The 26317-nt window shown below is 72.1% G+C and carries 24 protein-coding genes, 1 pseudogene and 1 riboswitch; of the genes and pseudogenes, 14 read left to right on the top strand and 11 right to left on the bottom strand.

Features of this window, described 5'->3' with window-relative positions; translation table 11 throughout:
• Positions 1–9 precede the first annotated feature (9 nt).
• Both ACFY6S_RS16650 and ACFY6S_RS16645 read left to right on the top strand, forming a co-directional pair.
• Positions 10–1527: a purine-cytosine permease family protein gene (locus ACFY6S_RS16650; protein WP_388816937.1), complete on the top strand. Its 1518-nt coding sequence runs from the start codon at positions 10–12 to the stop codon at positions 1525–1527.
• Positions 1524–2486 (top strand): PfkB family carbohydrate kinase, encoded by a 963-nt coding sequence (locus ACFY6S_RS16645; RefSeq protein WP_388816934.1) that lies wholly within the window; start codon positions 1524–1526, stop codon positions 2484–2486. The genes ACFY6S_RS16650 and ACFY6S_RS16645 overlap by 4 nt, the downstream gene beginning before the upstream one ends.
• A gap of 95 nt (positions 2487–2581) precedes the next feature.
• Here ACFY6S_RS16645 and ACFY6S_RS16640 read toward each other — a convergent pair whose 3' ends face one another.
• A complete protein-coding gene (locus tag ACFY6S_RS16640) occupies positions 2582–4138 on the bottom strand; it encodes an MFS transporter (RefSeq protein ID WP_388816931.1) in 1557 nt (518 codons plus the stop codon).
• A gap of 200 nt (positions 4139–4338) precedes the next feature.
• On the bottom strand, positions 4339–5370 hold the full coding sequence (locus ACFY6S_RS16635) for a zinc-binding dehydrogenase (protein ID WP_388816928.1): 1032 nt from the start codon (positions 5368–5370) through the stop codon (positions 4339–4341).
• 155 nt (positions 5371–5525) lie between these two features.
• On the opposite strand from ACFY6S_RS16635, the gene ACFY6S_RS16630 reads away from it, so the two are divergent.
• Positions 5526–6197 carry a pentapeptide repeat-containing protein gene (locus ACFY6S_RS16630; protein ID WP_388816925.1) on the top strand — a complete coding sequence of 224 codons (672 nt, stop codon included), beginning with the start codon at positions 5526–5528 and terminating at the stop codon, positions 6195–6197.
• A gap of 315 nt (positions 6198–6512) precedes the next feature.
• Here ACFY6S_RS16630 and ACFY6S_RS16625 read toward each other — a convergent pair whose 3' ends face one another.
• Positions 6513–7010 carry a hypothetical protein gene (locus ACFY6S_RS16625; RefSeq protein WP_388818050.1) on the bottom strand — a complete coding sequence of 166 codons (498 nt, stop codon included), beginning with the start codon at positions 7008–7010 and terminating at the stop codon, positions 6513–6515.
• Between the two features lie 127 nt (positions 7011–7137).
• Between ACFY6S_RS16625 and ACFY6S_RS16620 the strand changes: the two genes are divergently transcribed.
• Entirely contained in the window at positions 7138–7359 is a 222-nt protein-coding gene (locus tag ACFY6S_RS16620; protein ID WP_389462448.1) for a hypothetical protein, read from the top strand.
• A gap of 45 nt (positions 7360–7404) precedes the next feature.
• Positions 7405–8862 (top strand): M1 family metallopeptidase, encoded by a 1458-nt coding sequence (locus ACFY6S_RS16615; protein ID WP_388816920.1) that lies wholly within the window; start codon positions 7405–7407, stop codon positions 8860–8862.
• Between the two features lie 85 nt (positions 8863–8947).
• On the opposite strand, the gene ACFY6S_RS16610 is transcribed toward ACFY6S_RS16615, so the two are convergent.
• Positions 8948–9523, bottom strand: a complete 576-nt coding sequence (locus ACFY6S_RS16610; RefSeq protein WP_388816917.1) for a TerD family protein — start codon at positions 9521–9523, stop codon at positions 8948–8950.
• A gap of 229 nt (positions 9524–9752) precedes the next feature.
• Between ACFY6S_RS16610 and arfB the strand changes: the two genes are divergently transcribed.
• Positions 9753–10184: an alternative ribosome rescue aminoacyl-tRNA hydrolase ArfB gene (gene arfB, locus ACFY6S_RS16605; protein ID WP_388816914.1), complete on the top strand. Its 432-nt coding sequence runs from the start codon at positions 9753–9755 to the stop codon at positions 10182–10184.
• Between the two features lie 207 nt (positions 10185–10391).
• On the opposite strand, the gene ACFY6S_RS16600 is transcribed toward arfB, so the two are convergent.
• Positions 10392–10922, bottom strand: coding sequence for a flavin reductase family protein (locus ACFY6S_RS16600; protein ID WP_388818047.1), 531 nt, complete (start codon positions 10920–10922; stop codon positions 10392–10394).
• 507 nt (positions 10923–11429) lie between these two features.
• Here ACFY6S_RS16600 and cdgB point away from each other — a divergent pair.
• Positions 11430–13184 (top strand): diguanylate cyclase CdgB, encoded by a 1755-nt coding sequence (cdgB, locus tag ACFY6S_RS16595; RefSeq protein WP_388816911.1) that lies wholly within the window; start codon positions 11430–11432, stop codon positions 13182–13184.
• Between the two features lie 219 nt (positions 13185–13403).
• The gene (locus ACFY6S_RS16590; RefSeq protein ID WP_388816908.1) at positions 13404–14393 is read left to right on the top strand and encodes a carbohydrate-binding protein; all 990 of its coding nucleotides are present in this window, start codon (positions 13404–13406) and stop codon (positions 14391–14393) included.
• A 107-nt stretch (positions 14394–14500) separates the two neighbouring features.
• Here ACFY6S_RS16590 and ACFY6S_RS16585 read toward each other — a convergent pair whose 3' ends face one another.
• The 3 genes and pseudogenes from ACFY6S_RS16585 to ACFY6S_RS16575 form a co-directional block, all read right to left on the bottom strand.
• Positions 14501–15478 (bottom strand): 1-phosphofructokinase family hexose kinase, encoded by a 978-nt coding sequence (locus ACFY6S_RS16585; RefSeq protein ID WP_388818044.1) that lies wholly within the window; start codon positions 15476–15478, stop codon positions 14501–14503.
• A gap of 166 nt (positions 15479–15644) precedes the next feature.
• Positions 15645–16799 (bottom strand): N-acetylglucosamine-6-phosphate deacetylase, encoded by a 1155-nt coding sequence (gene nagA, locus ACFY6S_RS16580; protein WP_388816905.1) that lies wholly within the window; start codon positions 16797–16799, stop codon positions 15645–15647.
• A gap of 161 nt (positions 16800–16960) precedes the next feature.
• Positions 16961–17872, bottom strand: a pseudogene (locus ACFY6S_RS16575) (ROK family protein); the annotation flags it as partial.
• Between the two features lie 338 nt (positions 17873–18210).
• On the opposite strand from ACFY6S_RS16575, the gene ACFY6S_RS16570 reads away from it, so the two are divergent.
• The 3 genes from ACFY6S_RS16570 to otsB all read left to right on the top strand — a co-directional run bounded on the left by ACFY6S_RS16570 (position 18211) and on the right by otsB (position 20775).
• On the top strand, positions 18211–19458 hold the full coding sequence (locus ACFY6S_RS16570) for an extracellular solute-binding protein (RefSeq protein WP_388816902.1): 1248 nt from the start codon (positions 18211–18213) through the stop codon (positions 19456–19458).
• Between the two features lie 12 nt (positions 19459–19470).
• Positions 19471–19800: a DUF3263 domain-containing protein gene (locus ACFY6S_RS16565; protein ID WP_388816899.1), complete on the top strand. Its 330-nt coding sequence runs from the start codon at positions 19471–19473 to the stop codon at positions 19798–19800.
• 129 nt (positions 19801–19929) lie between these two features.
• A complete protein-coding gene (gene otsB, locus ACFY6S_RS16560; protein ID WP_388816897.1) occupies positions 19930–20775 on the top strand; it encodes a trehalose-phosphatase in 846 nt (281 codons plus the stop codon).
• A 63-nt stretch (positions 20776–20838) separates the two neighbouring features.
• Here the strand turns inward: otsB and ACFY6S_RS16555 are convergent, their stop codons facing one another.
• From ACFY6S_RS16555 to ACFY6S_RS16545, 3 genes are all read right to left on the bottom strand, one after another.
• Positions 20839–22278, bottom strand: coding sequence for a trehalose-6-phosphate synthase (locus tag ACFY6S_RS16555; protein ID WP_388816894.1), 1440 nt, complete (start codon positions 22276–22278; stop codon positions 20839–20841).
• A gap of 97 nt (positions 22279–22375) precedes the next feature.
• Positions 22376–22579 (bottom strand): hypothetical protein, encoded by a 204-nt coding sequence (locus ACFY6S_RS16550; protein WP_388816891.1) that lies wholly within the window; start codon positions 22577–22579, stop codon positions 22376–22378.
• 38 nt (positions 22580–22617) lie between these two features.
• A complete protein-coding gene (locus tag ACFY6S_RS16545; RefSeq protein ID WP_388816888.1) occupies positions 22618–23622 on the bottom strand; it encodes a glucosyl-3-phosphoglycerate synthase in 1005 nt (334 codons plus the stop codon).
• 222 nt (positions 23623–23844) lie between these two features.
• Positions 23845–23972: riboswitch (SAM riboswitch) on the top strand.
• 17 nt (positions 23973–23989) lie between these two features.
• Between ACFY6S_RS16545 and thrC the strand changes: the two genes are divergently transcribed.
• The 3 genes from thrC (at position 23990) to ACFY6S_RS16530 (ending at position 26267) form a co-directional block, all read left to right on the top strand.
• Complete coding sequence (gene thrC / locus ACFY6S_RS16540; protein ID WP_388816885.1) at positions 23990–25282, top strand: threonine synthase; 1293 nt, start codon at positions 23990–23992, stop codon at positions 25280–25282.
• Between the two features lie 123 nt (positions 25283–25405).
• Positions 25406–25681 carry a ubiquitin-like small modifier protein 1 gene (locus ACFY6S_RS16535; RefSeq protein WP_329065181.1) on the top strand — a complete coding sequence of 92 codons (276 nt, stop codon included), beginning with the start codon at positions 25406–25408 and terminating at the stop codon, positions 25679–25681.
• A 382-nt stretch (positions 25682–26063) separates the two neighbouring features.
• Entirely contained in the window at positions 26064–26267 is a 204-nt protein-coding gene (locus ACFY6S_RS16530) for a cold-shock protein (RefSeq protein ID WP_005315736.1), read from the top strand.
• The last annotated feature ends 50 nt before the right edge of the window (positions 26268–26317 follow it).

The following is a 26317-nucleotide window of genomic DNA, read 5'->3' as shown; positions in this document are numbered from 1 at the left end:
AAGTCCGTGATGACCGTTTCGAGAACCCACGACGTTGTCGGTTCCGTGGAAACCCGAGGGATCGAACCGGTCCCCGATGCCGAACGACACGGCCACGCCGGTCAGATGTTCTGGACCTGGTTCGCCGCCAACATCAGCATCCTCGGGCTTCCGCTCGGTGCCACGCTCGTCGCCTTCCGGGGGCTGAACATCTGGCAGGCCGCGCTGGTCGCCCTGCTCGGCTCGTTCGGCTCCTTCGCCCTGGTCGGCGCGCTGAGCCTCGCGGGCAAGAAGGGCGGAGCCCCCGCCCTCACCCTCTCCCGCGCGGTCTTCGGGCAGCGGGGCAATATCGGCCCGACCCTGATCAGCTGGCTCAGCAGGATCGGCTGGGAGACGATCACGACGACCACCGCCGCTTACGCCCTGCTGGCGCTGCTGGCCATCGCGTTCGGCGTCGGCCAGAACACCGTGCTCACCCTGGTCTGCCTGCTGGTCTTCATCGTCTGCACCCTGCTGATCAGCGGTCTCGGGCACGCCACCATCATGTGGATCAACAAGTGGGCGACGATCGTCTTCGGGATTCTCAACCTGATCGTCATGGGCTTCCTGGTCGCGACCGTCGACTGGGCCGGGGTGCTCGACGCACCGGCCGGACCGACCAGCGCCGTGGTGGCGGGCATCGGCTTCATCGCCGCCGGCACCGGTATCGGCTGGGCGAACGCGGGCGCCGACTACGCCCGCTACCTGCCGCGCGCGATTCCGGGGCGGCGGCTGGTCGTGGCCTCCGCGTTCGGCGCCGGCATCCCGCTCGTGCTGCTGATCTCGCTCGGATCGCTGCTCTCGGCCGGCGACCCGGCGCTGGCCACCGCGTCCGACCCCGTCGCCGCCATCAACGCCATGCTGCCGTCCTGGATGGCCATTCCGTATCTCGTCGCGGCCTTCGGCGGGCTGCTGATGTCGAACCACCTCTCCACCTACTCCGCCGGCCTGACCATGATCACGCTGGGCCTGCGGGTGCCGCGCCCGATGGCCGTGGCCATCGACGTGGTGCTGATGTTCGCCGGCGGCATGTACTTCATGCTGATCGCGAAGGACTTCTACGGCCCCTTCAGCACCTTCCTGACCCTCCTGGCCGTGCCCATCTCCGCGTGGATCGGGGTGATCACGGTGGATTCCCTGCGCGGTCGCGACTACGACGCCGCCGCGCTGATGGACACCAAGCGCGGCAGCCGGTACTGGTACACGGGCGGCTTCCAGCTGCCCGCCGTCACCGGCTGGGCGGTGGCCATCGTGGCCGGTCTGCTGTTCACCGAGGCGGGGACGAGCGAGCAGGACATGTGGTTCTCCGGCCCCCTCGCCGGCACCTGGTTCGGGGAGAACGGTCTGGGCTGGGCGATCTCGATGGCCGTGGGCGCCGCCGTGTACGCGCTCCTCGGCCGCCTCGGAAAGAGCCCGCGCAGCGCCCCGGCGGTGTCCGCGTCGCACGCGGCAGCGCACGACGCGGCGAACGGGTCGGCGCACGACGCGGCGAACGGGGTCCGTCGATGAGCCGCCGTCTGGTCCTCGCCGGGAACGTCATCGCCGATCTGGTCATCGAGGTCCCCGCGCTGCCCGAACGGGGCGGGGACGTCATCGGCTCCCGCACCCGGCTGACCGCGGGCGGCGGCTTCAACACCCTCGCCGCCGCCCGGCGCCTCGGCACGGAAGCCGCCTTCGCCGGGCTCCACGGCACGGGTCCGTACGGAGACCTCGTCCGCGAAGCACTCACCGCCGAAGGAATCCGCCCCCTCCTGCCGGCCCGCACCGACGGGGACACCGGCTTCACCGTCGCCCTGATCGACGACGGCGGCGAACGCACCTTCATCACGAGCTTCGGTGTCGAGGCGCAGCTCACGGCGGCGGACACCGCGACCGTCGCCGCCCAGCTGCGGCCGGGCGACCTGGTGCAGCTCTCCGGATACGGCCTGGCGATCCCGGACAGCGGCCCCCAGCTGTCCCGCTTCACGGCCGCCCTGGGCCCGGACGTCACGGTCTGCCTCGACCCGGCGCCGCTGGTCGCCGACATCCCCGGCCCGGTCCTGGACCCGGTGCTGGCCCGTGCCGACTGGCTCAGCGCCAACGCCCGCGAGGCCCGGCTGATGTCCGGCAGCGCCGACCCGGCCGAGGCCGTGACGGCGCTGCGGGAGCGGCTGGCGCCGGGCGCCGGGGTGATCGTACGGGCCGACAAGGACGGCTGCTGGCTGGCCGCCCCCGGCGAAGCCGCCCGGCACGTACCCGGATTCCCGGTCCGGGCGGTCGACAGCAACGGAGCGGGCGACGCCCATGTCGGGTCGTTCCTGGCGCTGCTCGCCCAGGGCAAGGACCCTCTGACAGCGGCGCGGGGCGCCAACGCGGCGGCGGCCTACGCGGTCGGCCGGCGCGGCCCCGCCACCGCGCCGGACCGGGACCAGCTCGCCGCGTTCCTGGGCGAGGACCCGCTGGCCGGGCTGCTGTTCGCCGCCGCTTGACCCCTGGCGCGGGTGCCGTACGGGCCGGTGGTCCCGTACGGCACGGGAGTTCCGTACGGCACTGTGGTTCCGTACGGGACAGGCGCCCGTACCGCCTACGCCTCCCGATGCCGGGGCGAGCGCGCCGTGACCAGGAGCATCGCCAGGACCGCCGCCACCACCAGGATGAGCGCGGCCCAGCCGATGGCGACGGTGAAGCCGTGGACGGTCGCGGTGTTCACGAGGCTGGTCCTCTCGGCCGGCGTGAGGCTGTTCCGGCTCGCCGCCGCCTCCGTGAGGCGGCTGGTCAGATACGCGGTCGTGCTGGTCGTCGCGATGGTGTTGAGCAGGGACGTACCGATGGAACCGCCCACCTGCTGGGCCGTGTTGACGGTCGCGGACGTGACACCGGCGTCCTTCGGCGCGACCCCGGAGGTGGCGACCGACATGACGGGCAGGAACGTCAGCCCCAGGCCGAGGCCGAGCATCAGCGTGCCGGGCAGGATGTGGCCCGCGTAACTGGAGTGGGTGTCGAGGAAGGTGAGGGTGTAGAGGCCGCCCGCAGCGAGCAGCAGGCCGGGGCCCATGAGCAGGCGCGGCGGGACGTAGTGCAGCAGCCGGGCGGCGATCTGGGTCGAGCCGATGACGATCATGGCGCTCATCGGCAGGAAGGCCAGCCCCGTCCTGAGCGGCGAGTAGCCCAGGATGTTCTGGAGGAAGAACGTCATGAACAGGAACAGCCCGAACATGCCGATCGTCGTCAGACACATCGTGAGCACGGAACCGCCCCGGTTGCGGTCGCGGATCACGTGCGGCGGCAGCAGCGGGCTGCGCGCCCGCGTCTGCCACCAGGCGAAGGCGGCGAGGAGCACGACCGATCCGCAGAGCAGCCCGAGGACGAGCGGCGCCGTCCAGCCCCGGGACTCGGCCTCGCTGAACCCGTAGACCAGGGCGACCAGGCCGCCGCAGCCGAGGATGACACCGGGGATGTCGAGGCGCGACTCCTTGTGGCCCGCCCGGTCGTGCAGCAGCCCGAAAGCGCCGAAGACGGCGATCACGGCGATCGGCACGTTCACGTACAGGCACCACCGCCAGGACAGGAACTCCGTCAGCACGCCGCCGAGCAGCAGCCCGATCGCCGCGCCGCCGCCCGCGATGGCGCTGTAGATCCCGAACGCCTTCGCGCGCTCCCTGCCGTCGCGGAACGTGGTGGTGAGCAGGGAGAGCGCCGACGGCGCGAGGACGGCGGCGAACAGGCCCTGGAGCGCGCGGGACGCGAAGAGCATCTCCGGGCTCCGGGCGGCTCCGCCGAGCGCGGAGGCGGCGGCGAAGCCGATGAGGCCGATGATGAAGGTGCGCTTGCGGCCGACGAGGTCGGCGATCCGCCCGCCGAGCAGCAGCAGCCCGCCGAAGGCGAGGGTGTAGGCGGTGATGACCCACTGCCGGTTGCCGTTGGTGAGCCCCAGCTCGCGCTGGGCGGAGGGCAGGGCGATGTTCACGATGGTGGCGTCGAGCACGACCATCAGCTGGGCCAGCCCGATGACGCCGAGCCCCCACCACCGGTGGGCCTCCGGATCGGTGTCGGAGGTGCCGGGGGCCGGGCCGCCGCCCACCCCGACGACACCGGGGTCCTCGGGGTTGTCGGGTCCGCCGGAAGTGGCCGGGTCGCTCATCGGGACCTTCCCTCACCGTGGATCTCTGCGGATCGCATCGCTGTCCGGACATGAGCGACAGAGCGCTGTCGCACATATCTGACCAGAACACCATGGATCGGCCGGTCTCGCTCCTCGCGCGAACCGGCGCGGCCCGCCACCCGCCCCCGCTCCCCGCCTCCTGCCCCCGCTCCATCGCCCCGGGGCCTTCGACGGCCCGGCTACGGCTCCAATACCACCTTGCCCATCGTGCCCCGCGTCTCCAGCGCGCGATGGGCCCGTGCCGCCTCCGCGAGAGGGAAGCGCTGTACGGTGGGACGGAGGCGGCCGGACTCCGCCTCGGCCAGGGACCTTTCCTCCAGGGCGCGCAGGCCGCCCGCCCGCTCGATCATGGCCGGGCCGAGGACGGACTCGGAGGTGATGCCGCGCTCCGCCAGCTCCTCGGCGGTGAAGGCCAGCGGCGAACCGTCGTCCGGGCCCATGCCGGACCGGCCGAAGACGAGGTGCCTCCCGCCCCTGGCGAGGAGATCGACGGCCGCCAGCCCGGTCGCCCCGCCGACGGAGTCGAAGACGACGGTCGCGCCCTGGTCGGCGCCCAGTCCGGCGCTCCGGTCGGCGCCCCGGTCGCGCAGGAAGCGGCGTACGCGCGCGGGCCAGTCGGGGAGGGTGTAGTCGACGGCGAGGTCGGCGCCGTTCTCCGCCACCCGGGCGACCTTGGCCGGGCCGCCGGCCAGGCCGATGACGGTGGCGTCGACATTCTTCGCGTACTGCACCAGGAGGGTGCCGATCCCCCCGGCGGCGGCCGGTACGAGCGCGATGTCCCCGGAGCGGAGGTCCGCGCGGAGGAGGATGCCCAGGGCCGTACGGCCCGTTCCGATCATGGCGACCGCCTCGGCCTCGTCGAGGCACTCCGGGATCTCGTGGAGCCGGCCGGTGTCGGTGACGGCGAGTTCGGCGTAACCGCCCGGGACCATGCCCAGATGTGCCACGACGCGCTTGCCGAGCAGGCCCGCCGCCACACCCGCGCCGAGCGCTTCGACCGTACCGGCGACCTCGCGGCCGGGGATGGTGGGCAGCTCCGCCGGGGCGGAGTAGGGGCCCGTCATGCCCTGGCGCAGGGCGGTGTCGAGAAGGTGCACCCCGGCGGCGGCGACGGCGATCCGCACCTGGCCGGGGCCGGGGACGGGGTCATCGGCCCGCTCGTACCGGAGGTTCTCGGCGGGACCGAAGGTGTGGAGGCGGACGGCACGCATGACGGAACTCCCTCGGTACGGCTGCTGTTGGCCCGGCCAGCCTCCGACCTCAAGCGTCCTTGAGGTCAAGTCGGCCGTGTCCGTAACTCCTTTCGGCCACCGCGTCCCGCATGTGACACGGGCGTGTTGTCAGAGGCGTACGTCACGATGGGGGCATGGCACGGAAGACGACCAGGAGCGGGGCCCCGACGGCGAAGCGCGCGGAGGTGCGGCTGCCACCGCTCAGTCCGTACGGCGGCGGGCTGGAGCCGGACGGCGACTACGACGGGCTGGAGTTCAAGGAGATCGACCTGGGGGGACAGGAGGGGCCGGGGGCGCGGTTCATCGACTGCGCGGTGCGCGACTGCGGGCTGGACGGGACATCGCTCGGGCGGGCGCGCCTCGTCGATTCCGTGCTGAGCGGTGTCCGGGGTGTGGGCACCGACCTGTCGGGGGCGTCGCTGCGCGATGTGGAGATCGTGGACGCGCGGCTGGGCGGCGTCCAGTTGCACGGCGCGGTGCTGGAGCGGGTGCTGATCAAGGGCGGGAAGATCGACTACCTGAATCTGCGCAAGTCCCGGCTCAGGGACGTGGTCTTCGAGGGCTGCGTCCTGGCGGAGCCGGACTTCGGCGGCGCGGAGCTGGAGCGGGTCGAGTTCCGCGACTGTGTGATCAGGCGCGCGGACCTGAGCGGGGTGCGGATGAAGGACGTCGACCTGCGGACGGTCGCGGAGCTGGACATCGCCCGGGGGCTCGACCGGCTGGCGGGCGCGGTGATCAGCTCGGCGCAACTGCTCCAGCTGGCCCCGGCGTTCGCGGCGCAGATCGGGGTGCGGGTGGAGGACTGACGCGCGGGAGCGAGCGGGGGGCGCCATGGGGGGCGCCGGGGCGGGGCCGGCGCGCGGCGCCGGGAATGACCGGAGGCCCCGATCCGGGGGGAGAGATCGGGGCCTCGGCGGTGCTCCGGAGGTGCGCCTTGTGTGGGGGGAGGAACCGGTCACCCGGTTCCCGGCAGTACCTCCGCAATCAGGCGTGTGCCCGGTGACGCGGGATGTACGCGGGGCAGCGCGGAAAACGATGGGGGGACTGTGTGTTCACTGTGTGTTGACCGCGTGAGGCTGACCGAGGGAGGCTGACCGAGGGAGGCTGACCGAGTGAGGAGGTCAGCTGCGGGGGAATCGGGCCTGGAGGTCCCAGATGATCGGGTTGTCGGCCAGCCCCTCGTGCATATCGGCCAGATCGGCGATCAGGTCGTGCAGGAAGTCCCGCGCCTCGCGCCGCAGCAGCCGGTGGCCGAAGGTGAGGGGCGGCTCGTCGCCGTGCATCCAGTCGGCCTCCACATCGACCCAGCCGAAGCGGCGCTGGAAGAGCATCCGGTCCGCCGACTCGGTGAAGTCCAGCTCGGCGTACTGCGGCTTGGCGGCGCGGCTGCCGCGCGGGTCGCGGTCGAGCTGCTCGACGATGTCGCACAGCGCCCAGGCGAAGTCGAGCACCGGCACCCATCCCCAGGCTGTGGACACCTCGCGGTCCGCGACGGTGTCCGCGAGATAGACGTCCCCGCAGAACAGGTCGTGCCGCAGCGCCCGTACATCCGCCTGGCGGTAGTCGGTCTGCGGAGGGTCGGGGAAGCGGCGGGAGAGGGAGTAGCCGATGTCGAGCACGGGCTCGATGGTGTCATGGCCGAACGGGTGACCGGGCCACGGCGGCGTTCGCGCGCCCCGCACCGCCCTGGCCGGCAGAAACGTCACCGCTCACGCGTTCGAGTGAACGCTGACGGCTCTCCTCCCGGTGGCGCGACCTAGGCCGGCGGTGTCGCTCTGCGAAGTCTGCGGTGGCACTGCCCGCGCCGGAATCCCCGTCTACCTGCTCATCGACCGGGAGGCGGACCAGGCCGTCCTGTGCACCGAACCCGTCGGCGAGGAGTACCGGCGCAAGGTTCCCTACAAGCGGTCCGAGGCGGTTCCGCTCCCCGCGCCGTTCGGGTTCGAGCTGGACACCGGCGCGTTCTGAGCCCGGCCGGGGGTGTGACGGAGGCGCCGGCCCTACGATCACCGGGTGTACCGGCGCCCGGCTCCCTCCCCCGATGTCCCCTGCCGTCCCCACCGTGTGCTGTCCGCCGCGGCCGGCCTCCTGCTCGTCGTCCTGACCGGCTGTACGGGGGACGGCGGCGCCGCCCGGGGGCCGACCGGACCGGCCGGGACCGCCGGAGCCTCCGGCCTCGGCGACCCGTACTTCCCCCACCTCGGCAACGGCGGTTACGACGTCCGGCACTACGGGCTGACCCTCGACTACACCCCCGCCACCGGCAGACTCAGCGGCACCGCCGAGATCACCGCCCGCGCCACCCAGGACCTCGGGTCCTTCCACCTCGACTTCGCCGGGCTGACGGTCGACTCCGCGACGGTCGACGGCACGGCGGCCGCCGTCCACCGTGCCGGTACGGAGCTGACGCTGCGTCCTCGTCAACGCCTCGGCCGGGGCGACACCTTCCGTACCGTCGTCCGCTACTCAGGGGTACCGCGCCGCGTCACCGACCCCGACGGGTCGGAGGAGGGCTGGCTCAGGTCGGAGGGCAGGGCGGTCGCGCTGGGGCAGCCGACGGGCTCGATGGCCTGGTTCCCGGGCAACCACCACCCGAGCGACAAGGCGTCGTACGACATCCGGATCACCGTCCCGGCGGGCCTGAAGGCCATCTCCAACGGGGAGTTGCGGAGCGAGCGCACCAGGGCCGGGCGTACCGCCTTCGTCTGGCACACACCCGAGCCGATGGCGAGCTATCTCGCCACGGTGGCCATCGGCCCGTACAAGACGCGGGAGACGAAGGGCGCCAAGGGCACGGTCCCCGGCTACACGGCCGTCGACCAGGCCGTCGTCGACGACCCGGACACCGCCGGCGACAGCGCCGAACTGCTCGCCTCGGTCCCCCGGATCATGAAGTGGGGCGAGCGGAACTTCGGCGCCTACCCCTTCTCCTCCACCGGCCTGATCATCGGAAGGCCCGGCCAGGCGGGCTACGCCCTGGAGACCCAGACCAGGCCGTTCCTGCCCGGCCCCACCGACCTGGAGACGCTGGTCCACGAACTGACCCACCAGTGGTTCGGGGACTCGGTGACGCCCGCGTCCTGGCGGGACATGTGGCTCAGCGAGGGGTTCGCCACCTACGCGGAGTGGCTCTGGCTGGCGGACACCAAGGGCGTACCGGTCCGGGACAGCTTCGCCGAGGCGTACGGCGACGAGGCGAACTGGGCCTTCCCGCCGGCCGTTCCGCCCACGGCGGCGGACATCTCGGAGCCGCCGGTGTACGGCAGGGGCGCCATGGTGCTCCAGCGGCTGCGCGAGGCGGTCGGTGACACCGCCTTCTTCCGTATCGTGCGCGGCTGGGCCCGGACGCACCGTCATGGCAACGCCACTACGGCCGACTTCACGGCGTACGCCGAGCGGCGGTCGGGCAAGGACCTCGGCGCGCTCTGGGACGCGTGGCTGTACGGGCACCCCAAGCCGCCCCGCCACTGAGCACCGGGCCGCGAGCCCGCAGGACGGGCGGCCCGGTGCCGGATGACCCACGGGCGGCCCCGGGCGGGGCCGCGCCGTCAGGACGTCAGAGGTTCACGCCGAAGTCCGTGGCGATGCCGACGAGGCCCGAGGCGTAGCCCTGGCCGACCGCGCGGAACTTCCACTCCGCGCCGTTGCGGTACAGCTCGCCGAAGACCATGGCGGTCTCGGTGGCGGCGTCCTCGCTCAGGTCGTACCGGGCGATCTCCGTGCCACCGGCCTGGTTGATGATGCGGATGAACGCGTTGCGCACCTGGCCGAAGTTCTGGCTGCGGGTTTCGGCGTCGTAGATGGAGACGGGGAAGACGATCTTGTCGACCTCGGCCGGCAGGCCCGCCAGGTTGACGTTGATCGACTCGTCGTCGCCCTCGCCCGCGCCGGTGGTGTTGTCGCCGGTGTGGACGATCGTCTGGTCCGGCGTCGACTTGTTGTTGAAGAAGACGAAGTGGCTGTCGGAGACGACCTTCCCCGCCGCGTCCACCGCGATCGCCGAGGCGTCGAGGTCGAAGTCGGTGCCGGTGGTGGTGCGGACGTCCCAGCCGAGGCCGACCGTGACGGCTGTGAGGCCCGGCGCCTCCTTGGTGAGGGAGACGTTGCCACCCTTGGACAGGCTTACAGCCATGGGATGTCCCTTTCGTTGTCGTGTGCGGACTTCGAGCGGTCCCGAAGTTACCGTCACCCGCCATAACGCGGGCAGGGGACCAGGAGGTTCCAGCCTCTTTACTTTCTTTACCCGAGACCGGTGAATGGCCCGAAGCCCGCGCCCTCCGGCCGGTCCCCGCCGGTCATCCGAACGGGTGTCCGGGCAAAAGAAGGTGACGGGAACGCCCCGAACACGGGACCATGGAGACATGTCCGGGCCCACTCATGTCATCCGTGGCTCGGTCTCCCTGCCGGAGGCCGAGCTGACCTGGCGTTTCTCGCGCTCGTCCGGGCCCGGCGGCCAGCACGTCAACACCAGCGACTCGCAGGTGGAGCTGCGGTTCGACCTCGCGAAGACGGAGGCGCTGCCGCCGGTCTGGAAGGAGCGGGCCCTGGAGCGGCTCGCGAACCGGCTGGTGGACGGCGTGATCACCGTACGGGCCTCGGAGCACCGCTCGCAGTGGCGCAACCGTGAAGCCGCTGCCGTACGGCTGGCTGCCCTGCTGGCGGAGGCCACCGCGCCGCCGCCGCGAGCCCGCCGGAAGACGAAGATCCCGCGCGGCATCAACGAGCGCAGGCTGCGCGAGAAGAAGCAGCGCGCCGACACGAAGCGGGGCCGGACCGGACGCGACTGGACGTAACGCCCGGCCCGCCGAGCCGTTCGGCCCGGTCCGCCGAGCCCGGTCCGCCGAGCCCGGTCCGCCGAGCCCAATCTGCCGAGCCCGGTCCGCCGAGCCCAATCTGCCGAGCCCGGTCCGCCGAGCCCGATCTGCCCAGCCCGGTCCGCCCAGCCCGGTCAGCTAGGCCCCCGGCTGCCCGGCCGGTCTGCCCGGAGACGCGCCCCCCCGCTACTGCCCCAACTGCCGGTAGCGCCCCTTGAAGTACATCAGCGGCTCCCCGTCGCCCCCCGGCAGCTCCGCCGCCAGCACCCGGCCGATCACCAGCGTGTGGTCGCCCGCCTCGACGCGCCGCTCCGTGCGGCACTCCAGCGTCGCCAACGCGCCCTCGATCAGCGGCGCCCCGCTCAGCTCGCCCCGCCGGTAGGCCGTGTCCGCGAAGAGCAGCCGGTCGCTGATCCGCCCCTTCATCGAGAACCGGCCCGCGATCCGGCGCTGGCTCCCGGCGAGCAACGAGGCCGCCCACAGAGGCTGTTCGAGGAGCAGGTCGTCCATCCGGGAGCCGTTGCGCACGCTCACCAGCACCAGGGGCGGGTCCAGCGAGACCGACATGAAGGCGGTCGCCGTCATCCCGGCGTCTTCGCCACGCGGTCCGTCCGGGCTCAGCGGGGGTTCGTGCGCCGTCACCAGCACCACGCCCGCCGCGAGCCGGGCGAGGGCGGCGCGGAACTCGTCGTTGCTCACCCCCTCAGCATGAGGGATGGCCTCCCCGGTCTCCGGAACGCCCTCCCCGGTCTCCGGAACGCCCTGGTCGCCTCGCGGAACGGCCTCGTCGGCCGGAGCGGCGGCCTCTTCCGCTTGTTCCGCGCGGGACGTACCCCCCTCGGTGTGGAGGGCGGCTTCGGCACGGGGAGCGGGACTCGTCTGGGACACACAGGAGACGCTAGTCTCGACGACCCCCGACCGCATCGGGCCAGGGGACCAGCCTGGACCTAGGACCAGGGTTCCGGAAGCCCGACCGGTGACCGGGAAAAGCGCGGAACGCAAGCCTGCCGGCACCCCGAGTTTGCGTTCAAAAAGGCTATTGGCAGGCTCCCACCAGGGGTTCCATCCAGGTGAGGCCGATGTGACTTAAGTCACATAGTCGGGTATTTGTTGACCCTGTGTACCGGGCGCACAGCACCCTGTGATTCAGTGGCGAAGACCCCGCAACACGAGAGCCGGTGCGAATCCAGGAGTTGTTGTCGAGGTCTCGGGGAGGGCGAGCAAATGGAGACTGAGTCGGAGCCCTACGTTCGCCTTGCGACCATGCGGCAGCTGCATGCGGCCATCGCCGAACTCAACACGGCCCGCAGCCTCGCGGACACCCTTCAGACCGTCGCCGACGGCGTCGTCATCGGGCTCGGCTACGAACTCGCCTGCGTCAACGTCGTGCAGGCGGACGGTGATCTCGTCGTCGCCGCCTTCGCCGGCAGCACCGCCGCCGAGTCCCTGATCACCGGCCGGGTCGGCTCCCGGGGCTCCTGGGAGCGGCGGCTCACGATGGGGGAGCGCTGGGGTGATCTGCGGTTCATCCCGCACACCGAGGGCTGGGTGCTGACGGAGGACGACGTACCCCAGTGGTTCACCGAGGGCCCCTACCCCCGCTTCGAGGACGAGTGGCATCCGCAGGACCGCCTGTACGCCCCCATGTACGCGGCCGCCCGCAAGGACCCCCCGGCGCACGCCATGGGCGGCGGGGGCGAGCTGCTCGGCGTGATATCCGTCGACCGGCCGCGCGGCGGACGCCGCCCCGGGCCCTGGGGCCAGGAAGCGCTCCAGATGTACGCGTCCCAGGCGGCCATTGCGATCAGCAACGCCCGGCTCCGAGCAAACATGCAGCGCGCCCTCGTCCGGCTGGAGCGCGAGCAGCAGGCGCTGCGCGCCAGTGAGGAATCCTTCCGGCAGGCATTCGAGTACGCGCCCAGCGGCATGGCCATCGCCGAGATGGGCGGCGACCAGCACGGCCGGCTGCTGCGCACCAACGACGCGCTCTGCCGGCTGCTGGGCCGCCCCGCCTCCGCGATGCGGCGCCACTCCTTCGCCGACCTCGTCCACCCCGAGGACGTCGGGACGCTGCTGCGCACCTCCGCCGAGGGCGGCCGCGCCGAACTGCGCCTCGCCCGCCGCGACGGCACGTACGTCTGGGTCTCGCTCCGCAACTCGGTGGTGGCGGACACCACGGACGGCCCCCGGCTGCTGCTCACCCATGTCGAGGACATCGAGGAGCGCAAGGGCCGCGAACTCCAGCTGGCCCACCGCGCCTCGCACGACTCGCTCACCGGTCTGCCGAACAGCGCCGAGCTGCGCTCCCGCCTCAGCGCCCGGCTCTGCTCGCGCCCGCACGCCATGCGCGAGACCGCCGTCGAGGCGCTGGACGCGGCGTACGGGGGGTACGACGGCACGGTGCTCCACGAGCCCGGCTACGACCCGTACGACGGATACGACGGTTATGGGGGTTACGCCGGGGACGAGGCGCGGGCGGGTCTGCGCGGCGCCGCCGCCCACGGGCTCGGCGGCGGTCCCTTCGACCACCATGTGCACCTGACGGCGCCCGGCGAGGGCGCCGACGCGGCCGACGACGGCACCAAGGGGCTCGCGGTCCTCTTCTGCGACCTCGACGGCTTCAAATCGATCAACGACCGGTTCGGCCACAACACCGGTGACGAGGTGCTGATCGAGGTCGCGCGCCGGCTCACCACGGGGGTGCGGGACGGGGACACCGTCGCCCGGCTCGGCGGCGACGAGTTCGTCGTGCTCGCGGACGGACTGGGCGCGGCGGACGCCGCCGATCTCGCCGTACGCCTGCGCAGCGCGATCATCCCGCCGATCAGGGTGGACGGCAGGGCGGTGCGGGTGGGGGCGAGTTTCGGCATCAGCTGGGCGAGTTGTGGAATGTCGGTGGAGGAAGTACTGCAATCGGCCGACCAGCGGATGTACGTGGAGAAGCGCTCGCGGAGCAAGGTGCACCGGCGGGCGGGATAGCGGAACGGGCCCGTACCCGACGCCGGCCTCGGCAGCCCGGCCGGCAGGGGGCGCGTCCGCCCGGACTTCGGGACAGGGCTGGGACATGTCCGCTATCCGTTCTTCACCCGGAGATCGCAGACTGGCAGCCACCCGTCCAAGATCCGTCCGTAGGCTTACCGTCACGAGGTAGGCTCGGCCGGTCGGCGACGCTGGCGAGATGGTAAGGAGTGACCAGGGATGACGGCCGGGAACAACGGCGCGAGCAAGCCCGAGGACGACGATCCGTTCGGCTACCTGTACGAGGACGGCCAGGCCGCGGCGGCCGGCCAGCGGCGCCAGGGCGGTTACGGCTACCCGGGTCCCGCCGTGCAGCCCGGCGTGCCCAGGACTTCGTACAACCAGGTCAGGGCGGTCGGCGAGCGCCAGTACGGGCAGCAGCAGGCCGTTCCGCCGCAGCAGCAGGCGTACGGTCAGCAGGGTCAGCAGCAGGCGTACGGCCAGAGCCCCTACGGGCAGCAGGCCCCCACCGCCCCGCACCCCGGCGCGGCCCCCGCCCAGCAGGTACCGGCCCAGCGCGGCGGCGGACGCGGCAGCGGCGGCGGTCCCAACACCAAGGGTCTGCTGATCGCGGCGGTCGCCGTGGTCGCGATCGTGGTGATCGGCATCACGGCCGCGCTGCTCTCCAACTCGGACGACGAGAAGAAGAACGACGCGTCCCCCACGGACGGCCCCGCGCCCAGCGGCGCCCCGTCGCAGGAGCCCAGCGCCGACGCGTCCGACGACGCGGACGACGCGTCGGGCGAGCTGCCCAAGGGCGACGCGGCGACCATGAAGCTCACCGCGCCCGCCGCGATGGGGTCCGACATCTCGGGCGCCAAGGGCGCGAGCGGCGCGTATGTCTCGCTCAACGGCGTCGGAGCCTCGGCCAGTTGGACGTTCGACGCTCCCGAGGCAGGCGAGTACACCGTCTTCGTGACGTACGGCGTGCCCGGGAAGGACGCCGAGACGACACTGAGCATCAATGGCAAGCCTCACGGCGGCGGCCTCAACATGGGGAACTTCGCCAAGGCGCCGGAGGGCGACTGGGAGAAGGGCTGGACGGTCACCTACGCCTGGGTCAACCTCGAAAAGGGATCGAACACGATCAAGATCTCGTGCGAGGACGGCAACAAGTGCGAGACCGTGCTCGACCAGTTCACCCTCAAAGAGGGACATGTGAAGCGCTGACCCGCGAACCTGATCCGCGAGCTCCAAACCGTGCGCGCTGATCCGTGACAAGGAACTCTCCAGCCGCCCCGGCCGCACCCCGCGAGCCGGGGCGCGGCTTTGGCAGGTCATGCCCCCGGGCACTCCGTCACCGTGACGCGCGGCAGCAGGTCCTCGTACACCGCCGGGTCGAACTCGCCCGCCACCGGGGCCAGTACGGTCGCCGTCGACAGCGCCACCGCGCGGCTCAGCCGGGCCGGCCACGGCAGGTGTTCCACGAGGCCGGAGAGCAGCCCGGCCACGGCCGAGTCGCCCGCGCCCGTGGGGTTGCCCCGCACCGGGGCGGCCGGTGCCGCGCGCCAGACGCCTTCCGGGGTGGCGGCCAGTATGCCGTCCGGGCCGAGGGAGGCGATGACGGTGTGGGCGCCGCGGCGGCGGGCGTCGTGCGCGGCGACCAAGGGCTCGCGGGAGCCGGTGAGCACGGCGAGTTCCTCGGCGTTCGGCTTCACCAGGTCGGGGCGCGCGGCGACGCCCCTGCGCAGCGGTTCGCCGCTGGTGTCGAGCAGTACGGGCACCCCCGCGCCGCGCGCCCGCCGGATCAGCTCCGCGTACGCCCCCACATGCACGCCGGGCGGCAGGCTGCCGCACAGGGCCACCGCGTCGGCGCCGGTGACCAGCCGGTCGTAGCAGCTGAGGAAGGCGGTCCACTCGGCGGCCGAGACGGTCGGCCCCGGTTCGTTGAGCTGCGTCGTGTCGCCGGTCGCCTCGTCCACGACGGCGATGGTGCGACGCGTCGCACCGGAGATCGGCAGGAGCGCGTCCACCGGCCGTGCGTACCGGGCGCCCTTCGGCCGCCGCCCGGCGCCCGAAGGGGTCATCGGCCCGCAGCCGCCCAGCAGTTCACGCAGCACGTCACCGGTACGCCCGCCGGCGAAGCCGGTCACCACCGTCTCGTGCCCGAGCGCCGCCAGCACCCGCGCGACGTTCAGCCCCTTGCCACCGGGCCGTTCGACGACCTCGGCCACGCGGTGGCTGGTGTGCGGGACCAGCGCGGAGGTCCGATAGGTGATGTCCAGGGCGGTGTTGAGCGTGACTGTCAGGATCATCCGCCACGCCTCGTCATCCGTCATGCCTCCGGGAAGGCGCTTGCCGCGCCGGCTTTCTGCCGGCCGCCGGGGCGATCATTTCAAAAAGAGAGCGCCCGGCCCAGCCCCCGGGCCGCCGAGAACGCGGAGGCCGTCCGGTTCTCGGCGCCGGGGGAGCCGACCCGGGTCAGCCGACGCGGGGGTCGACCACCCACTCGCCCTTGTGCAGCACGCCCTTGAGCCCGAAGTCCGCGTCGAGCACCACCGCGTTCGCGTCCTTGCCCGGCTCCAGCGAACCGACCCGGTCGTACATGCCCAGCAGCCGCGCCGGGTTGGCCGAGATGGCGCGGACGATGTCCTCCACCGGGAGGCGGTCCACGGTGGCGGCGCGCCGGAAGGCCGTGTCCAGGGTGAGGGTGGACCCGGCGATCGAGCCGCCCTCCGTCAGCCGTGCCACCCCGTCCTTGACGTCCACGGCGAGCGGGCCGAGCTGGTAGCGGCCGTCGCCGAACCCGGCCGCGTCCATCGCGTCGGTGATGAAGGCGACGCGGTCGGCGCCCGCGCGGTGGAAGGCGAGTTCGAGGGCGGCGGGGTGCAGATGCGTACCGTCGTTGATCAGCTCGACGGTGACCCGGTCGTCCTCCAGCAGCGCGGCGATCGGCCCCGGCGCCCGGTGGCCGAGCGGGGGCATCGCGTTGAACAGGTGCGTCGCGACGGTCGCGCCGGCCTCGATGGCCTCGGCGGTCTGCTCGTACGTCGCGTCCGTGTGGCCGATCGCGGCGATCACGCCGTGCTCCACCAGCAGCCGTACGGAGTCGATGCCGCCGGGCAGTTCGGTGGCGAGCGTCATCATCCTGGCCGTACCGCGCGCCGCGTCGACCAGCTTGCGCACCTCGGCCGGGTCGGGGTCGCGCAGCAGCGCCTCGCTGTGCGCGCCCTTGCGGCAGGGGGAGATGAACGGGCCCTCGAAGTGGATCCCGGCCAGATCGCCCTGTTCGACGAGTTCGGAGAGGATGCCGGCGCGCTGGGCCAGGAAGTCCATCTCGCCGGTGACCGCCGAGGCGACGAGGGTGGTGGTGCCGTGCTCGCGGTGCGTACGGATGCCGTGGAGCACGTCGTCCACCGAGCCGGAGGTGAACGAGGCGCCGCCGCCGCCGTGGTTGTGCAGGTCCACGAAGCCGGGGACGAGCCAGTGGCCCGACAGGTCGATCCTGACGGCGTCGTCAGGGGCGGCGCCCGTGATCCGGCCGCCCTCCACGATGACCCGGCCGCCGTCCACGGTCCCGGTGGGGAGCACCACGCGGGCGCCGGTGAGTACGGTGCTTCGGGCGGGTGCGGCCATCAGGCGGTTACCTCCGTGGCGAGTGGATCGGCTGATTCGGTGTTGTCGTGCGCGTGGTGCTGTCCGGCGCGCTTTGACGGAACGGTGGGCGCGGACGGCCCGGTGGCAGCGTCCCCGGCGTCCCCGGCGTCGTCCTGCCCGGCGCGTGACGGTCCGGCGCCGAGCAGGTCCCAGGCCAGCAGCCCCGCGCCCAGGCATCCCGCCGTGTCGCCGAGCGCCGCCGGGACGATCTCCGGCAGCGTCTGGAACGTCACGCGCGCCTCGACCGCCGCCCGCAGCGGGGTGAACAGGGTGTCCCCCGCCTCGGCGAGACCGCCGCCGATGATCAGCATGCGCGGGTCCAGCAGGGTGAGCGCCGTGACCAGTCCGGCGGCCAGCGCGTCGACCGCGTCCCGCCAGACCCGTACGGCCGCCGGGTCGCCGGACTCCACGGCCTTCGCGCAGTCGGCCGCGTCCGCCGTCGGGTCGCCGCTCGCCGCCGCCCAGGCGCGGGTCACGGCGCCGGCGGAGGCCATCGTCTCCAGGCAGCCCCGCTGCCCGCAGCCGCACTCGGGTCCTTCGGGCCGGACCACCACATGGCCGATCTCGCCCGCCGCGCCGTGCGCGCCCGCCTCGATGACGCCGTTGATGCCGATGGCCCCGGCGATCCCGGTGCCCAGCGGCACGAACAGGAAGCGGTCCGCTCCCCGGCCCGCGCCGAGCCGCCCTTCGGCCACCCCGCCGGTGCGTACGTCGTGCCCGAGCGCGACCGGTACGCCGCCGAGCCGTGCCGCGAGCAGATCGCGCAGGGGGACGTCGCGCCAGCCGAGGTTCGACGCGTACAGCGCGACGCCCCGCTCCGCGTCGACGATTCCGGGCACGGCGACCCCGGCGGCGACGGCGCTCGCCCCGAGGTGCTCCGTACCGTACGCGCGCAGATCGGCGGCGAAGTCGAGGATGCCCTCCACGACCGCCTCGGGCCCGCGCTCCCTGCCGGTCGCCCGCCGCGCCTGGTGGAGCAGCGCGCCGTCCGCCCCCACGAGGGCGGCCTTCATGCCGGTGCCGCCCACATCGAGGGCGATGACGTGTTTCACGGGAACAGTCTCGCGCGTAGAACCGTAAAAGGTCTAGTCCACTACTCGCCGGAGATCACTCCGCCGGAGATCCCTTCGTCGGAGACCGCTTTCGTCTCGCCCGCCGTGGGTCGGCCGGGCCCCCGGCGGACTGGTTACTCCGGAGCCGGCTGTTGCCGAAGCGACACCACCACCGGGTAGACCTCAAACCTCCCGATAGGAGAAAATGATCTGCCTCATCACATCGCGTCACCTCGGGCCGTTTCGGCCGGGCACGACGCGCGTGCCCCACGTACGCGCGTGACGAGACGCGAGAACAAAAAGGGCGGAACACGGCTGTGCGACAGCGCTACTCCGGAATGACCGCGGCGGTTGCCGCATTGGGAATGACCCTGGCGCTGGCCGGTTGTGGCAGTACGGGAGGGGCGGGGGACGTCACCCTCAAACTCGTGGCCGCCGATTACGGCACCAACGCGGAGACCGGTTCCGAGAAGTACTGGAAAGCGCTCGCCTCGGAGTTCGAGACCAAGAACCCCGGTATCAAGGTCGATGTCGATGTCCGCCCCTGGAAGACCATCGACGCGGATGTCGCCGAAATGGTCGAGGACGGCCGGGCGCCGGACATCGCGCAGGTCGGCTCGTACTCCCACTACGCCAAGCAGGGCGAGCTCTACACCGCCGACGAACTGCTCTCGGTCCCCACCCAGTCGAACTTCCTCACCCAGCTCTCCGAGGCCGGCAAGATGCACCGCGTCCAGTACGGACTGCCGTTCGTCGCCTCCACCCGGCTGCTCTTCTACAACGAGGACCTCTTCACCGAGGCCGGCATCAGCGCCCCGAAGACCTGGGCGGACATCAAGTCCGACGCCGAGGCGCTCAAGGAGAAGGGGGTGACGACGCCGATCGCGATACCCCTCGGCTCGGAGGAGGCGCAGAGCGAGACCATGATGTGGCTGCTGAGCGGCGGGGGCGGCTACACGGACACGGCCGACGGCTCGTACAACATCGACTCGCAGCAGAACATCGAGACCTTCCAGTGGCTCCAGAAGGACCTGGTGGGAGCCGGGCTGACCGGCCCGGTCGCCCCCGGCGAACTGGACCGCGCCACCGCGTTCAAGGCGTTCACCAGCGGTCAGGTCGGCATGCTCAACGGCCACCCCACGCTGATGGAGGACGCCAGGAAGCGCGGTATCAAGGTCGGCATGGTGCCGCTGCCCGGCACCAACGGCAAGGCCAAATCGTCGATGGGCGTCGCCGACTGGATGATGGCCTTCAAGCAGAACGGCCACCGGAGCGAGATCGGCCGCTTTCTGGATTACACGTACGAGGACAAGAACGTGCTGAACTTCGTCGGCCAGTACGACCTGCTGCCCGTCACCTACAGCGCGAACGAAACAATGGCGGCGGACGACAACTACGCCGAGCTGCGGGAATTCCTGGAGGCGCTGCCGTCGTCGGAACTGCTTCCGTACGGAAAGAACTCCTGGTCGGCGGTGAGCGACAGCCTGAAGAAGAACATCGGCAAGGCGGTCGAGCGGGGCGCGAGCCCCTCCAATGTCCTCGGCCAGATCGCACGTGACGCGTCGACCGCCGAGGCGGCCGAGTAGCGTGTCGGGCATATGACCGCCGCAGAGAACCCCGATACGCCGGACGCGGAGAACCCCGATACGCCGGATGCGGAGAGCCCCGAGGAGCCCGCCGACGAGGCGCGGCCCTCCGGACCCTCCGGGCTCTCCGAGCGGGACCGTGCCGTTCTCGCCGTCGAGGGGCGCGGCTGGCCGGGCCCCGGCGCCAAGGAGCGGGCGATCAGGGAGCGGCTCGGGCTGTCCCCGACCCGCTACTACCAGCTGCTCGGCGCGCTGCTGGACGACCCGCGCGCCGCCGAGTACGACCCGGTGACGGTGAACAGGCTGCGCCGGGTGCGCGACGCGAGGCGCGCACGCCGGTAGACGGACGGGTACGGCGTGGGACATCCCGCGCCGTACCCGTCCGTCCACCGCCCCGTCTCCGTCCCGGCCGCTCTCACCGGACCGGCGAAAACGCTGAAAGTGCTGATGGGCGCGGATAGGCTCGGGGGCATGGGCAGCCATCAGCACCCCCTCCTGCCGGACCCGACGACCCCCGCCGGCGCCGACGGCCTGGCCGCGCTTCTCGCCCGGCCGGGAAAAGCCGTCGTCGCGCTCGACTTCGACGGCACCCTCGCCGAGATCGTCCCCGACCCCGAACAGGCCCGCGCCCATCCGCGCGCCGTCCCCGCCCTGGCCGCTCTCGCGCCGCGCGTCGCGTCGGTCGCGGTCGTCACCGGCCGGCCGGCCGGGGTCGCGGTGCGCTACGGCGGCTTCGCCGGGGTGCCGGGCCTGGACCATCTGGTGGTCCTCGGCCACTACGGCGCCGAACGCTGGGACGCCGTCTCCGGCACGGTCCACGCCCCCGCCCCGCACGAGGGCGTCGCGGCGGTCCGCGCCGAACTCCCCGGATTCCTGGACCGGTTCGGCGCCTGGCACGGCACCTGGATCGAGGAGAAGGGCCAGGCCGTCGCCGTCCACACCCGCCGCGCCACCGACCCGCAGGCCGCCTTCGACGCCCTGCGCGACCCCCTGAACGAACTGGCCGCCCGGCACGGCCTCATCGTCGAACCGGGCCGCATGGTCCTGGAACTGCGCCCGCCCGGCATGGACAAGGGCGTCGCCCTGCTGGAGTACGTACGCGAGGTCGGCGCCGAGACCGTCCTCTACGCGGGCGACGACCTCGGCGACCTCCCGGCCTACGCGGCCGTCGAGAAACTGCGCTCCGACGGCCACCCGGGCCTGCTCCTGTGCAGCGGCACGGAAGTCCCCGAACTGGCCGAACGCGCCGACCTCGTGCTCCCGGGCCCGGCGGCGGTCGCGGACTTCCTGGCCGCCGTGGCCGAGGAGACGGCCTGACGGTCTGACGGCCCGCGGACCCGGGGAGCCGCGCCCACGGGCGTGCGGCCCCCGGGCGTGCGGTCAGCTGTCGCGCAGCGCGTTCAGCTGGTCGAGGAACCAGCGCTGCGGCGGCAGCGCCGTCGCGGCGGCGGCCAGGCGTTCGGTGCGTTCCAGGCGGTCGCCGTCCGGGAGCGAGAGGGCCTCGTGGAGGGCGGCCGACGTGGCGATGATGTCGTACGGGTTGACCACCAGCGCGTCCTCGCCCAGCTCCTCGTAGGCGCCGGCCTCCCGGGAGAGGACCAGCGCGCAGCCGCGTTCGGAGACGACGGGGATCTCCTTCGCGACCAGGTTCATCCCGTCGCGGATCGGGTTGACCAGCGCCACATCGGCCAGCCGGTAGGCGGCCAGGGAGCGCGCGAAGTCGTCCTTGACGTGCAGCACGACCGGGGTCCAGCCGGCCGTGCCGTACTCGGCGTTGATCTCGTCGGCGACCCGCTGGACCTCGGCGGTGTAGTCGCGGTAGATCGCCAGGTCCTGCCGCGAGGGGTAGGCGAAGGCGACATGGACGACGCGCTCGCGCCACTCGGGGTGGTCCGCCAGCAGCTGCCGGTAGGAGAGCAGCCCCCGGACGATGTTCTTCGACAGCTCCGTGCGGTCGACCCGGACGATGGTCCTGCGGTCCGTGCCGTCCGGGGCGCGGCCGATCTGCTCGCGCAGGGTCACGATGCGCTCGTCCACGTCCGGCCGGTGCGCGCGCTCGCGCAGGAAGTCGGCGTCGGCGCCCAGGCCGTGCACGCCGACGCGCGTCTTGCCCGTACCGCCCAGCAGCTCCGTGCAGCAGGCGGTGAAGGCGTCGGCCCAGCGGCGGGTCAGGAAGGCGGCGCGGTCGGCGCCGAGGATGCCGCGCAGGAGCTGGCGCGCGATGTCGTCGGGGAGCAGCCGGAAGTAGTCGACCGGCGCCCACGGGGTGTGCGAGAAGTGCCCGATCGAGAGGTCGGGGCGCAGCGCGCGCAGCATTCCGGGCACCAGCGCCAGGTGGTAGTCCTGTACGAGGACGGTCGCGCCGTCGGCCGCCTCATCGGCCAGGGCCTCGGCGAAGGCGCGGTTGTACGCCTCGTACGAGGCCCACTGGGCGCGGAACTCCGGGCCGAAGGACGGTTCCAGCGGGGTCTGGTAGAGCAGGTGGTGGACGAACCAGAGCGTCGAGTTCGCCACGCCGTTGTACGCGTCCGCGTACACCTCGGGCGGGATGCCGAGCATGCGGACGCGCTGCCCGCCGGTGTCCGCCGGGTCGAGCCTGCCGTCCCGCCGCCGCACGGCCTCCCGGTCGCCCTCGCCGAGCGCCGCGCACACCCACACCGCGTCGGTGTCCGGGCCGATGGCCGAGAGCCCGGACACCAGCCCGCCGCCACCCCGCTTGGCGGCCAGGGAGCCGTCGTCGCCCAGGGTGTACGAGACGGGGCCTCGGTTGGACGCGACGAGGACGCGGGCGGGCGGCGGGGCGATGTGCTCGGAGACCATGTGCCGAAACCTAGCCCGTAGGCGAAACGCTCAAACGTACGGCAGGTCGCCCCGCCGGTCGGGCCCGCCTGTCGCACCCCTCGGCCGGTGGCGCCGGTCAGTCGCGCCGGCCGCGCGCGGCGGCCAGCGCGACCACCCCGGCTCCGGTCAGCGCGAGCGCCACTCCGCCCAGCAGCCACAGGCGCTCGGCGGCGGTCCCGGTCTGGGCCAGGGCGTTCATCGCCCACTGCTTCATGTCGTCCAGGCGCGGGTCCGCGAGGGGCGTGCCCATGAGGTGCGGGGTCAGCAGGTCTGTACTCATGGAGCGAAAATCTAGACATTAGATATGAAAATCACGCGTTACGCCGCGCGTCCGGCCGGGTACTCCGCGATCTCCCGCACCGGCGGACGCTCCTCCGTGTCCACCACATGCGTGCGCGGCGTGAACCCGTCAGGACCCCGCTCGAACTGCGTCAGCCTCGGCCGCACCAGGTGGCCACGGGAGAGCCGCAGCTGCGCCGTACGGTAGATCGCCGCGGCCATCCGCCCCAGCGCCCGGTCGTCCTGATGGCGGTGGCGCCGTACCCCGACGTCGACCTGCGCCAGCGCGTCGAGCCCCACCGTGTGCAACGCGTCCACCAGGAGCCCCAGCTCCACCCCGTACCCCACGGGGAACGGCAGCCGCTCCAGCAGCGTGCGCCGCGCGGCGTACTCCCCGCCCAGCGGCTGGACGAAGCCGGCCAGCCGGGGCCAGTGCAGATTGAGCAGCGGGCGCGCCACCAGCTCCGTCACCCGGCCGCCCTGCCCGACGGGCTGTTCGACGGGCTGCTCGACGGGCGGACCGCCGGGCCGGCCGCCGCCCCGGCCGCCGGGCCGCGCCATGGGGCGGTCGTACATCGCCTTCACGAACTGCACATCGGGGTCGGTCAGCAGCGGGCCGACGATCCCGGAGACGAAATCCGCCGAGAAATCCCGCAGATCCGCATCCACGAAGCACACGATGTCCCCGCCCGTCACCAGCAGCGACCGCCACAGCACCTCGCCCTTGCCGGGCAGCGCGGGCAGCCGCGGCAGTATCGCGTCCCGGTGCACCACCCGCGCCCCGGCCGCCGCGGCCACCTCGGACGTACGGTCGGTGGAGCCGGAATCGATCACCACCAGCTCGTCGACCAGCCGGGTCGCCACCATCAGCTCGCGCCGGATCACCGAGACGATCTCCCCGACCGTCTCCTCCTCGTCCAGCGCCGGAAGCACCACGCTCACGGTGGTGCCCCGGGCCGCTTTCGCCGCCAGCAACTGGTCGAGCGTACGGTCGGCCGCGGACCAGGAACGCCTGGTCAGCCAGCGTTCCACCTCTTCCAGCACGTTCGGTACTCCCTGCGCTGATCCGTAAAACGTGATCCATCTCGCGGTGCGGACGACTACCTCAACCGTCCGCTCCTTCGGTTACAGTCTTGAACAACGCCCTTGACCGCCGCATGCCGGGGTCGCGGGGTGGACACCTGGCTCAGAGACACCGGATCAGCGACATCCGGGACATGCTGCGACAGGCGACAAACGCACCGGACCCCGGGTCCGGCGCCATAGCGCTCATCCAGAGGGACTGAGGGAACGGCCCGTTGAAGTCCCGGCAACCCTCCCGCCGACCGCGAGGTCACGGTGGGGAAGGTGCCAATTCCGTCTCGTGGCGAAGTACGCCGCGAGGAAGATGAGGAGAAAGGGCCTCGCCTCCATGGCTGTGCAGACCGTCCAGAGCGGCACCAACGCCACCGTCGACCTCGGACCCGCCGCCGCGCTCTCGTGCCGCGAATGCGGAGAGCGTTTCGACCTCGGCCCCATTTTCGCCTGTGCGAGCTGTTTCGGGCCGCTCGAAGTCGCGTACGACCTGCCGAGCGGCAGCCCCGACGAGCTGAAGAAGCGCATCGCCGAGGGACCCGACAACATCTGGCGTTACGCGCCCCTGCTGCCCGTCCCCGCCGACGTGGCCTCGAAGCCCAACATCAACCCCGGTTTCACCAAGCTGGTCAAGGCCGACAACCTCGCCCGCGAGCTGGGTATCACCGGGTCGCTGCACGTCAAGGACGACTCCGGCAACCCGACGCACTCCTTCAAGGACCGTGTCGTCGCCATCGCCGTCGAGGCCGCCCGCGCCTTCGGCTTCACCACGCTCTCCTGCTCGTCCACCGGCAACCTCGCGGGCGCCGTCGGCGCAGCCGCGGCCCGGGCCGGCTTCCGCTCCTGCGTGTTCATCCCGCACGACCTGGAGCAGGGCAAGGTCGTCATGGCTGCGGTGTACGGCGGGGATCTGGTCGGCATCGAGGGCAACTACGACGATGTGAACCGTTTCTGTTCCGAGCTGATCGGCGACCCGCTCGGCGAGGGCTGGGGCTTCGTCAACGTCAACCTCCGTCCGTACTACGGCGAGGGTTCCAAGACCCTCGCGTACGAGATCTGTGAGCAGCTCGGCTGGCGCCTGCCCGATCAGCTCGTCATCCCGATCGCCTCGGGGTCGCAGCTGACGAAGATCGACAAGGGGCTCCAGGAGCTGATCAAGCTGGGCCTGGTCGAGGACAAGCCGTACAAGATCTTCGGCGCCCAGGCCGAGGGCTGCTCGCCGGTCTCCACCGCCTTCAAGGCGGGCCACGATGTCGTACGGCCCCAGAAGCCCGACACCATCGCCAAGTCCCTGGCGATCGGCAACCCGGCCGACGGACCGTACGTCCTGGACATCGCCCGCCGCACCGGTGGCGCCGTCGACGACGTCAACGACGAGCAGATCGTCGACGCGATCAAGCTGCTGGCGCGTACGGAGGGGATCTTCGCCGAGACGGCGGGCGGGGTCACCGTGGGCGTCACGAAGAAGCTCATCGAGGCCGGACTCCTCGACCCGACGCTGACCACCGTCGTCCTCAACACCGGCGACGGCCTGAAGACCCTCGACGCCGTGGCGCCGACGACCGGACCGACCGCCACCATCCGCCCGAGCCTCGACGCGTTCCGCGACGCGGGCCTCGCGGCCGGCTGACCCGGCGACACGGGGTCGCGCCGCCCGCGCCACCCGCGCGGCTGTCACCCGCGACCCCCGCGCGACTCTCACCCCGCGCTACCCGCGACACCGAAACTTCCGCAGAAAGGCTGGGCATCCGTCATGAGCGTCAAGGTCCGCATCCCCACCATCCTCCGCACCTACACCGGCGGGCAGGCCGAGGTCCCGGCGGAGGGCGCCACCCTCTCCGAGGTCATCCAGTCCCTGGAGAGCAGCCACCCGGGCATCGCCGCCCGCGTCCTGGACGACCAGGGCAAGCTCCGCCGCTTCGTGAACGTGTACGTGAACGACGACGACGTCCGTTTCGAGCAGGGCCTGGAGACCGCGACTCCCGCGGGCGCCGGCATCTCGATCATCCCGGCCGTCGCCGGAGGCTGACCCTCCGTACGCGCCCTGGGGCGGCGCGTACGCCCCGTAACCGGCATGGCCCTCTCCGCGACAGAAGCGGAGGGGGCCATTCTGCATGGTTGAGCACGGTAGAGTAAGGGAAGGCCCCTCCGCCGACCGCAGTCGGCGCACGCGAGAACGCGACAACATGGGGCCGAACTCCAGGTGGCCTTTGCGTGGTTGGTGCCTTTTGCCCGGCCCGACTTGCCCCGGATCGCAGTGAATTCAACGCTATGCGAGTTCGGCCATGCCCAGATTTCCCCGCCGATTGCCCTGTTGCAGAGGGCAGTTGGGCAGATACATTCAGCCGCGGTCGACGCGTTCCGGCGCGAAGTGTGGCCCCGTGCAAGGGCCAGTAATAGGGGAGTTAGGCATGGCTCAGGGCACCGTCAAGTGGTTCAACGCGGAGAAGGGCTACGGCTTCATCGCGGTAGACGGTGGTGCGGATGTGTTCGTCCACTACAGCGCGATTCAGATGGACGGCTACCGCACCCTTGAAGAAGGTCAGCGAGTGGAGTTCGAGATCTCGCAGGGCCAGAAGGGTCCGCAGGCGGACATGGTCAAGCTCGCCGTCTGATCCCGGCGCGATCGGCCACCGACGCACTCACGACGCACTCACGAAGCACC

Origin of the sequence: Streptomyces sp. NPDC012835, assembly GCF_042900885.1 — a bacterium.
Lineage (GTDB): Bacteria > Actinomycetota > Actinomycetes > Streptomycetales > Streptomycetaceae > Streptomyces.
The sequence above is the reverse complement of the archived record's forward strand: the minus strand, read 5'-3'. Positions and strand labels throughout refer to the sequence as shown.

Bases quoted from the DNA above. Each gene is read 5' to 3' on its own strand.
- ACFY6S_RS16635 (WP_388816928.1), bottom strand. From the start codon at position 5,370: ATGCGTGCCGTCCGCCTCCACACCTTCGGTCCCGCCGAGAACCTCCGG.
- arfB (WP_388816914.1), top strand. From the start codon at position 9,753: ATGTCCGGGCCCACTCATGTCATCCGTGGCTCGGTCTCCCTGCCGGAG.
- ACFY6S_RS16610 (WP_388816917.1), bottom strand. From the start codon at position 9,523: ATGGCTGTAAGCCTGTCCAAGGGTGGCAACGTCTCCCTCACCAAGGAG.
- ACFY6S_RS16570 (WP_388816902.1), top strand. From the start codon at position 18,211: ATGACCGCGGCGGTTGCCGCATTGGGAATGACCCTGGCGCTGGCCGGT.
- ACFY6S_RS16550 (WP_388816891.1), bottom strand. From the start codon at position 22,579: ATGAGTACAGACCTGCTGACCCCGCACCTCATGGGCACGCCCCTCGCG.
- ACFY6S_RS16630 (WP_388816925.1), top strand. From the start codon at position 5,526: ATGGCACGGAAGACGACCAGGAGCGGGGCCCCGACGGCGAAGCGCGCG.
- ACFY6S_RS16590 (WP_388816908.1), top strand. From the start codon at position 13,404: ATGACGGCCGGGAACAACGGCGCGAGCAAGCCCGAGGACGACGATCCG.
- thrC (WP_388816885.1), top strand. From the start codon at position 23,990: ATGGCTGTGCAGACCGTCCAGAGCGGCACCAACGCCACCGTCGACCTC.
- ACFY6S_RS16565 (WP_388816899.1), top strand. From the start codon at position 19,471: ATGACCGCCGCAGAGAACCCCGATACGCCGGACGCGGAGAACCCCGAT.
- ACFY6S_RS16650 (WP_388816937.1), top strand. From the start codon at position 10: ATGACCGTTTCGAGAACCCACGACGTTGTCGGTTCCGTGGAAACCCGA.
- cdgB (WP_388816911.1), top strand. From the start codon at position 11,430: ATGGAGACTGAGTCGGAGCCCTACGTTCGCCTTGCGACCATGCGGCAG.
- otsB (WP_388816897.1), top strand. From the start codon at position 19,930: ATGGGCAGCCATCAGCACCCCCTCCTGCCGGACCCGACGACCCCCGCC.
- ACFY6S_RS16645 (WP_388816934.1), top strand. From the start codon at position 1,524: ATGAGCCGCCGTCTGGTCCTCGCCGGGAACGTCATCGCCGATCTGGTC.
- ACFY6S_RS16530 (WP_005315736.1), top strand. From the start codon at position 26,064: ATGGCTCAGGGCACCGTCAAGTGGTTCAACGCGGAGAAGGGCTACGGC.
- ACFY6S_RS16585 (WP_388818044.1), bottom strand. From the start codon at position 15,478: ATGATCCTGACAGTCACGCTCAACACCGCCCTGGACATCACCTATCGG.
- nagA (WP_388816905.1), bottom strand. From the start codon at position 16,799: ATGGCCGCACCCGCCCGAAGCACCGTACTCACCGGCGCCCGCGTGGTG.
- ACFY6S_RS16640 (WP_388816931.1), bottom strand. From the start codon at position 4,138: ATGAGCGACCCGGCCACTTCCGGCGGACCCGACAACCCCGAGGACCCC.
- ACFY6S_RS16535 (WP_329065181.1), top strand. From the start codon at position 25,406: ATGAGCGTCAAGGTCCGCATCCCCACCATCCTCCGCACCTACACCGGC.
- ACFY6S_RS16555 (WP_388816894.1), bottom strand. From the start codon at position 22,278: ATGGTCTCCGAGCACATCGCCCCGCCGCCCGCCCGCGTCCTCGTCGCG.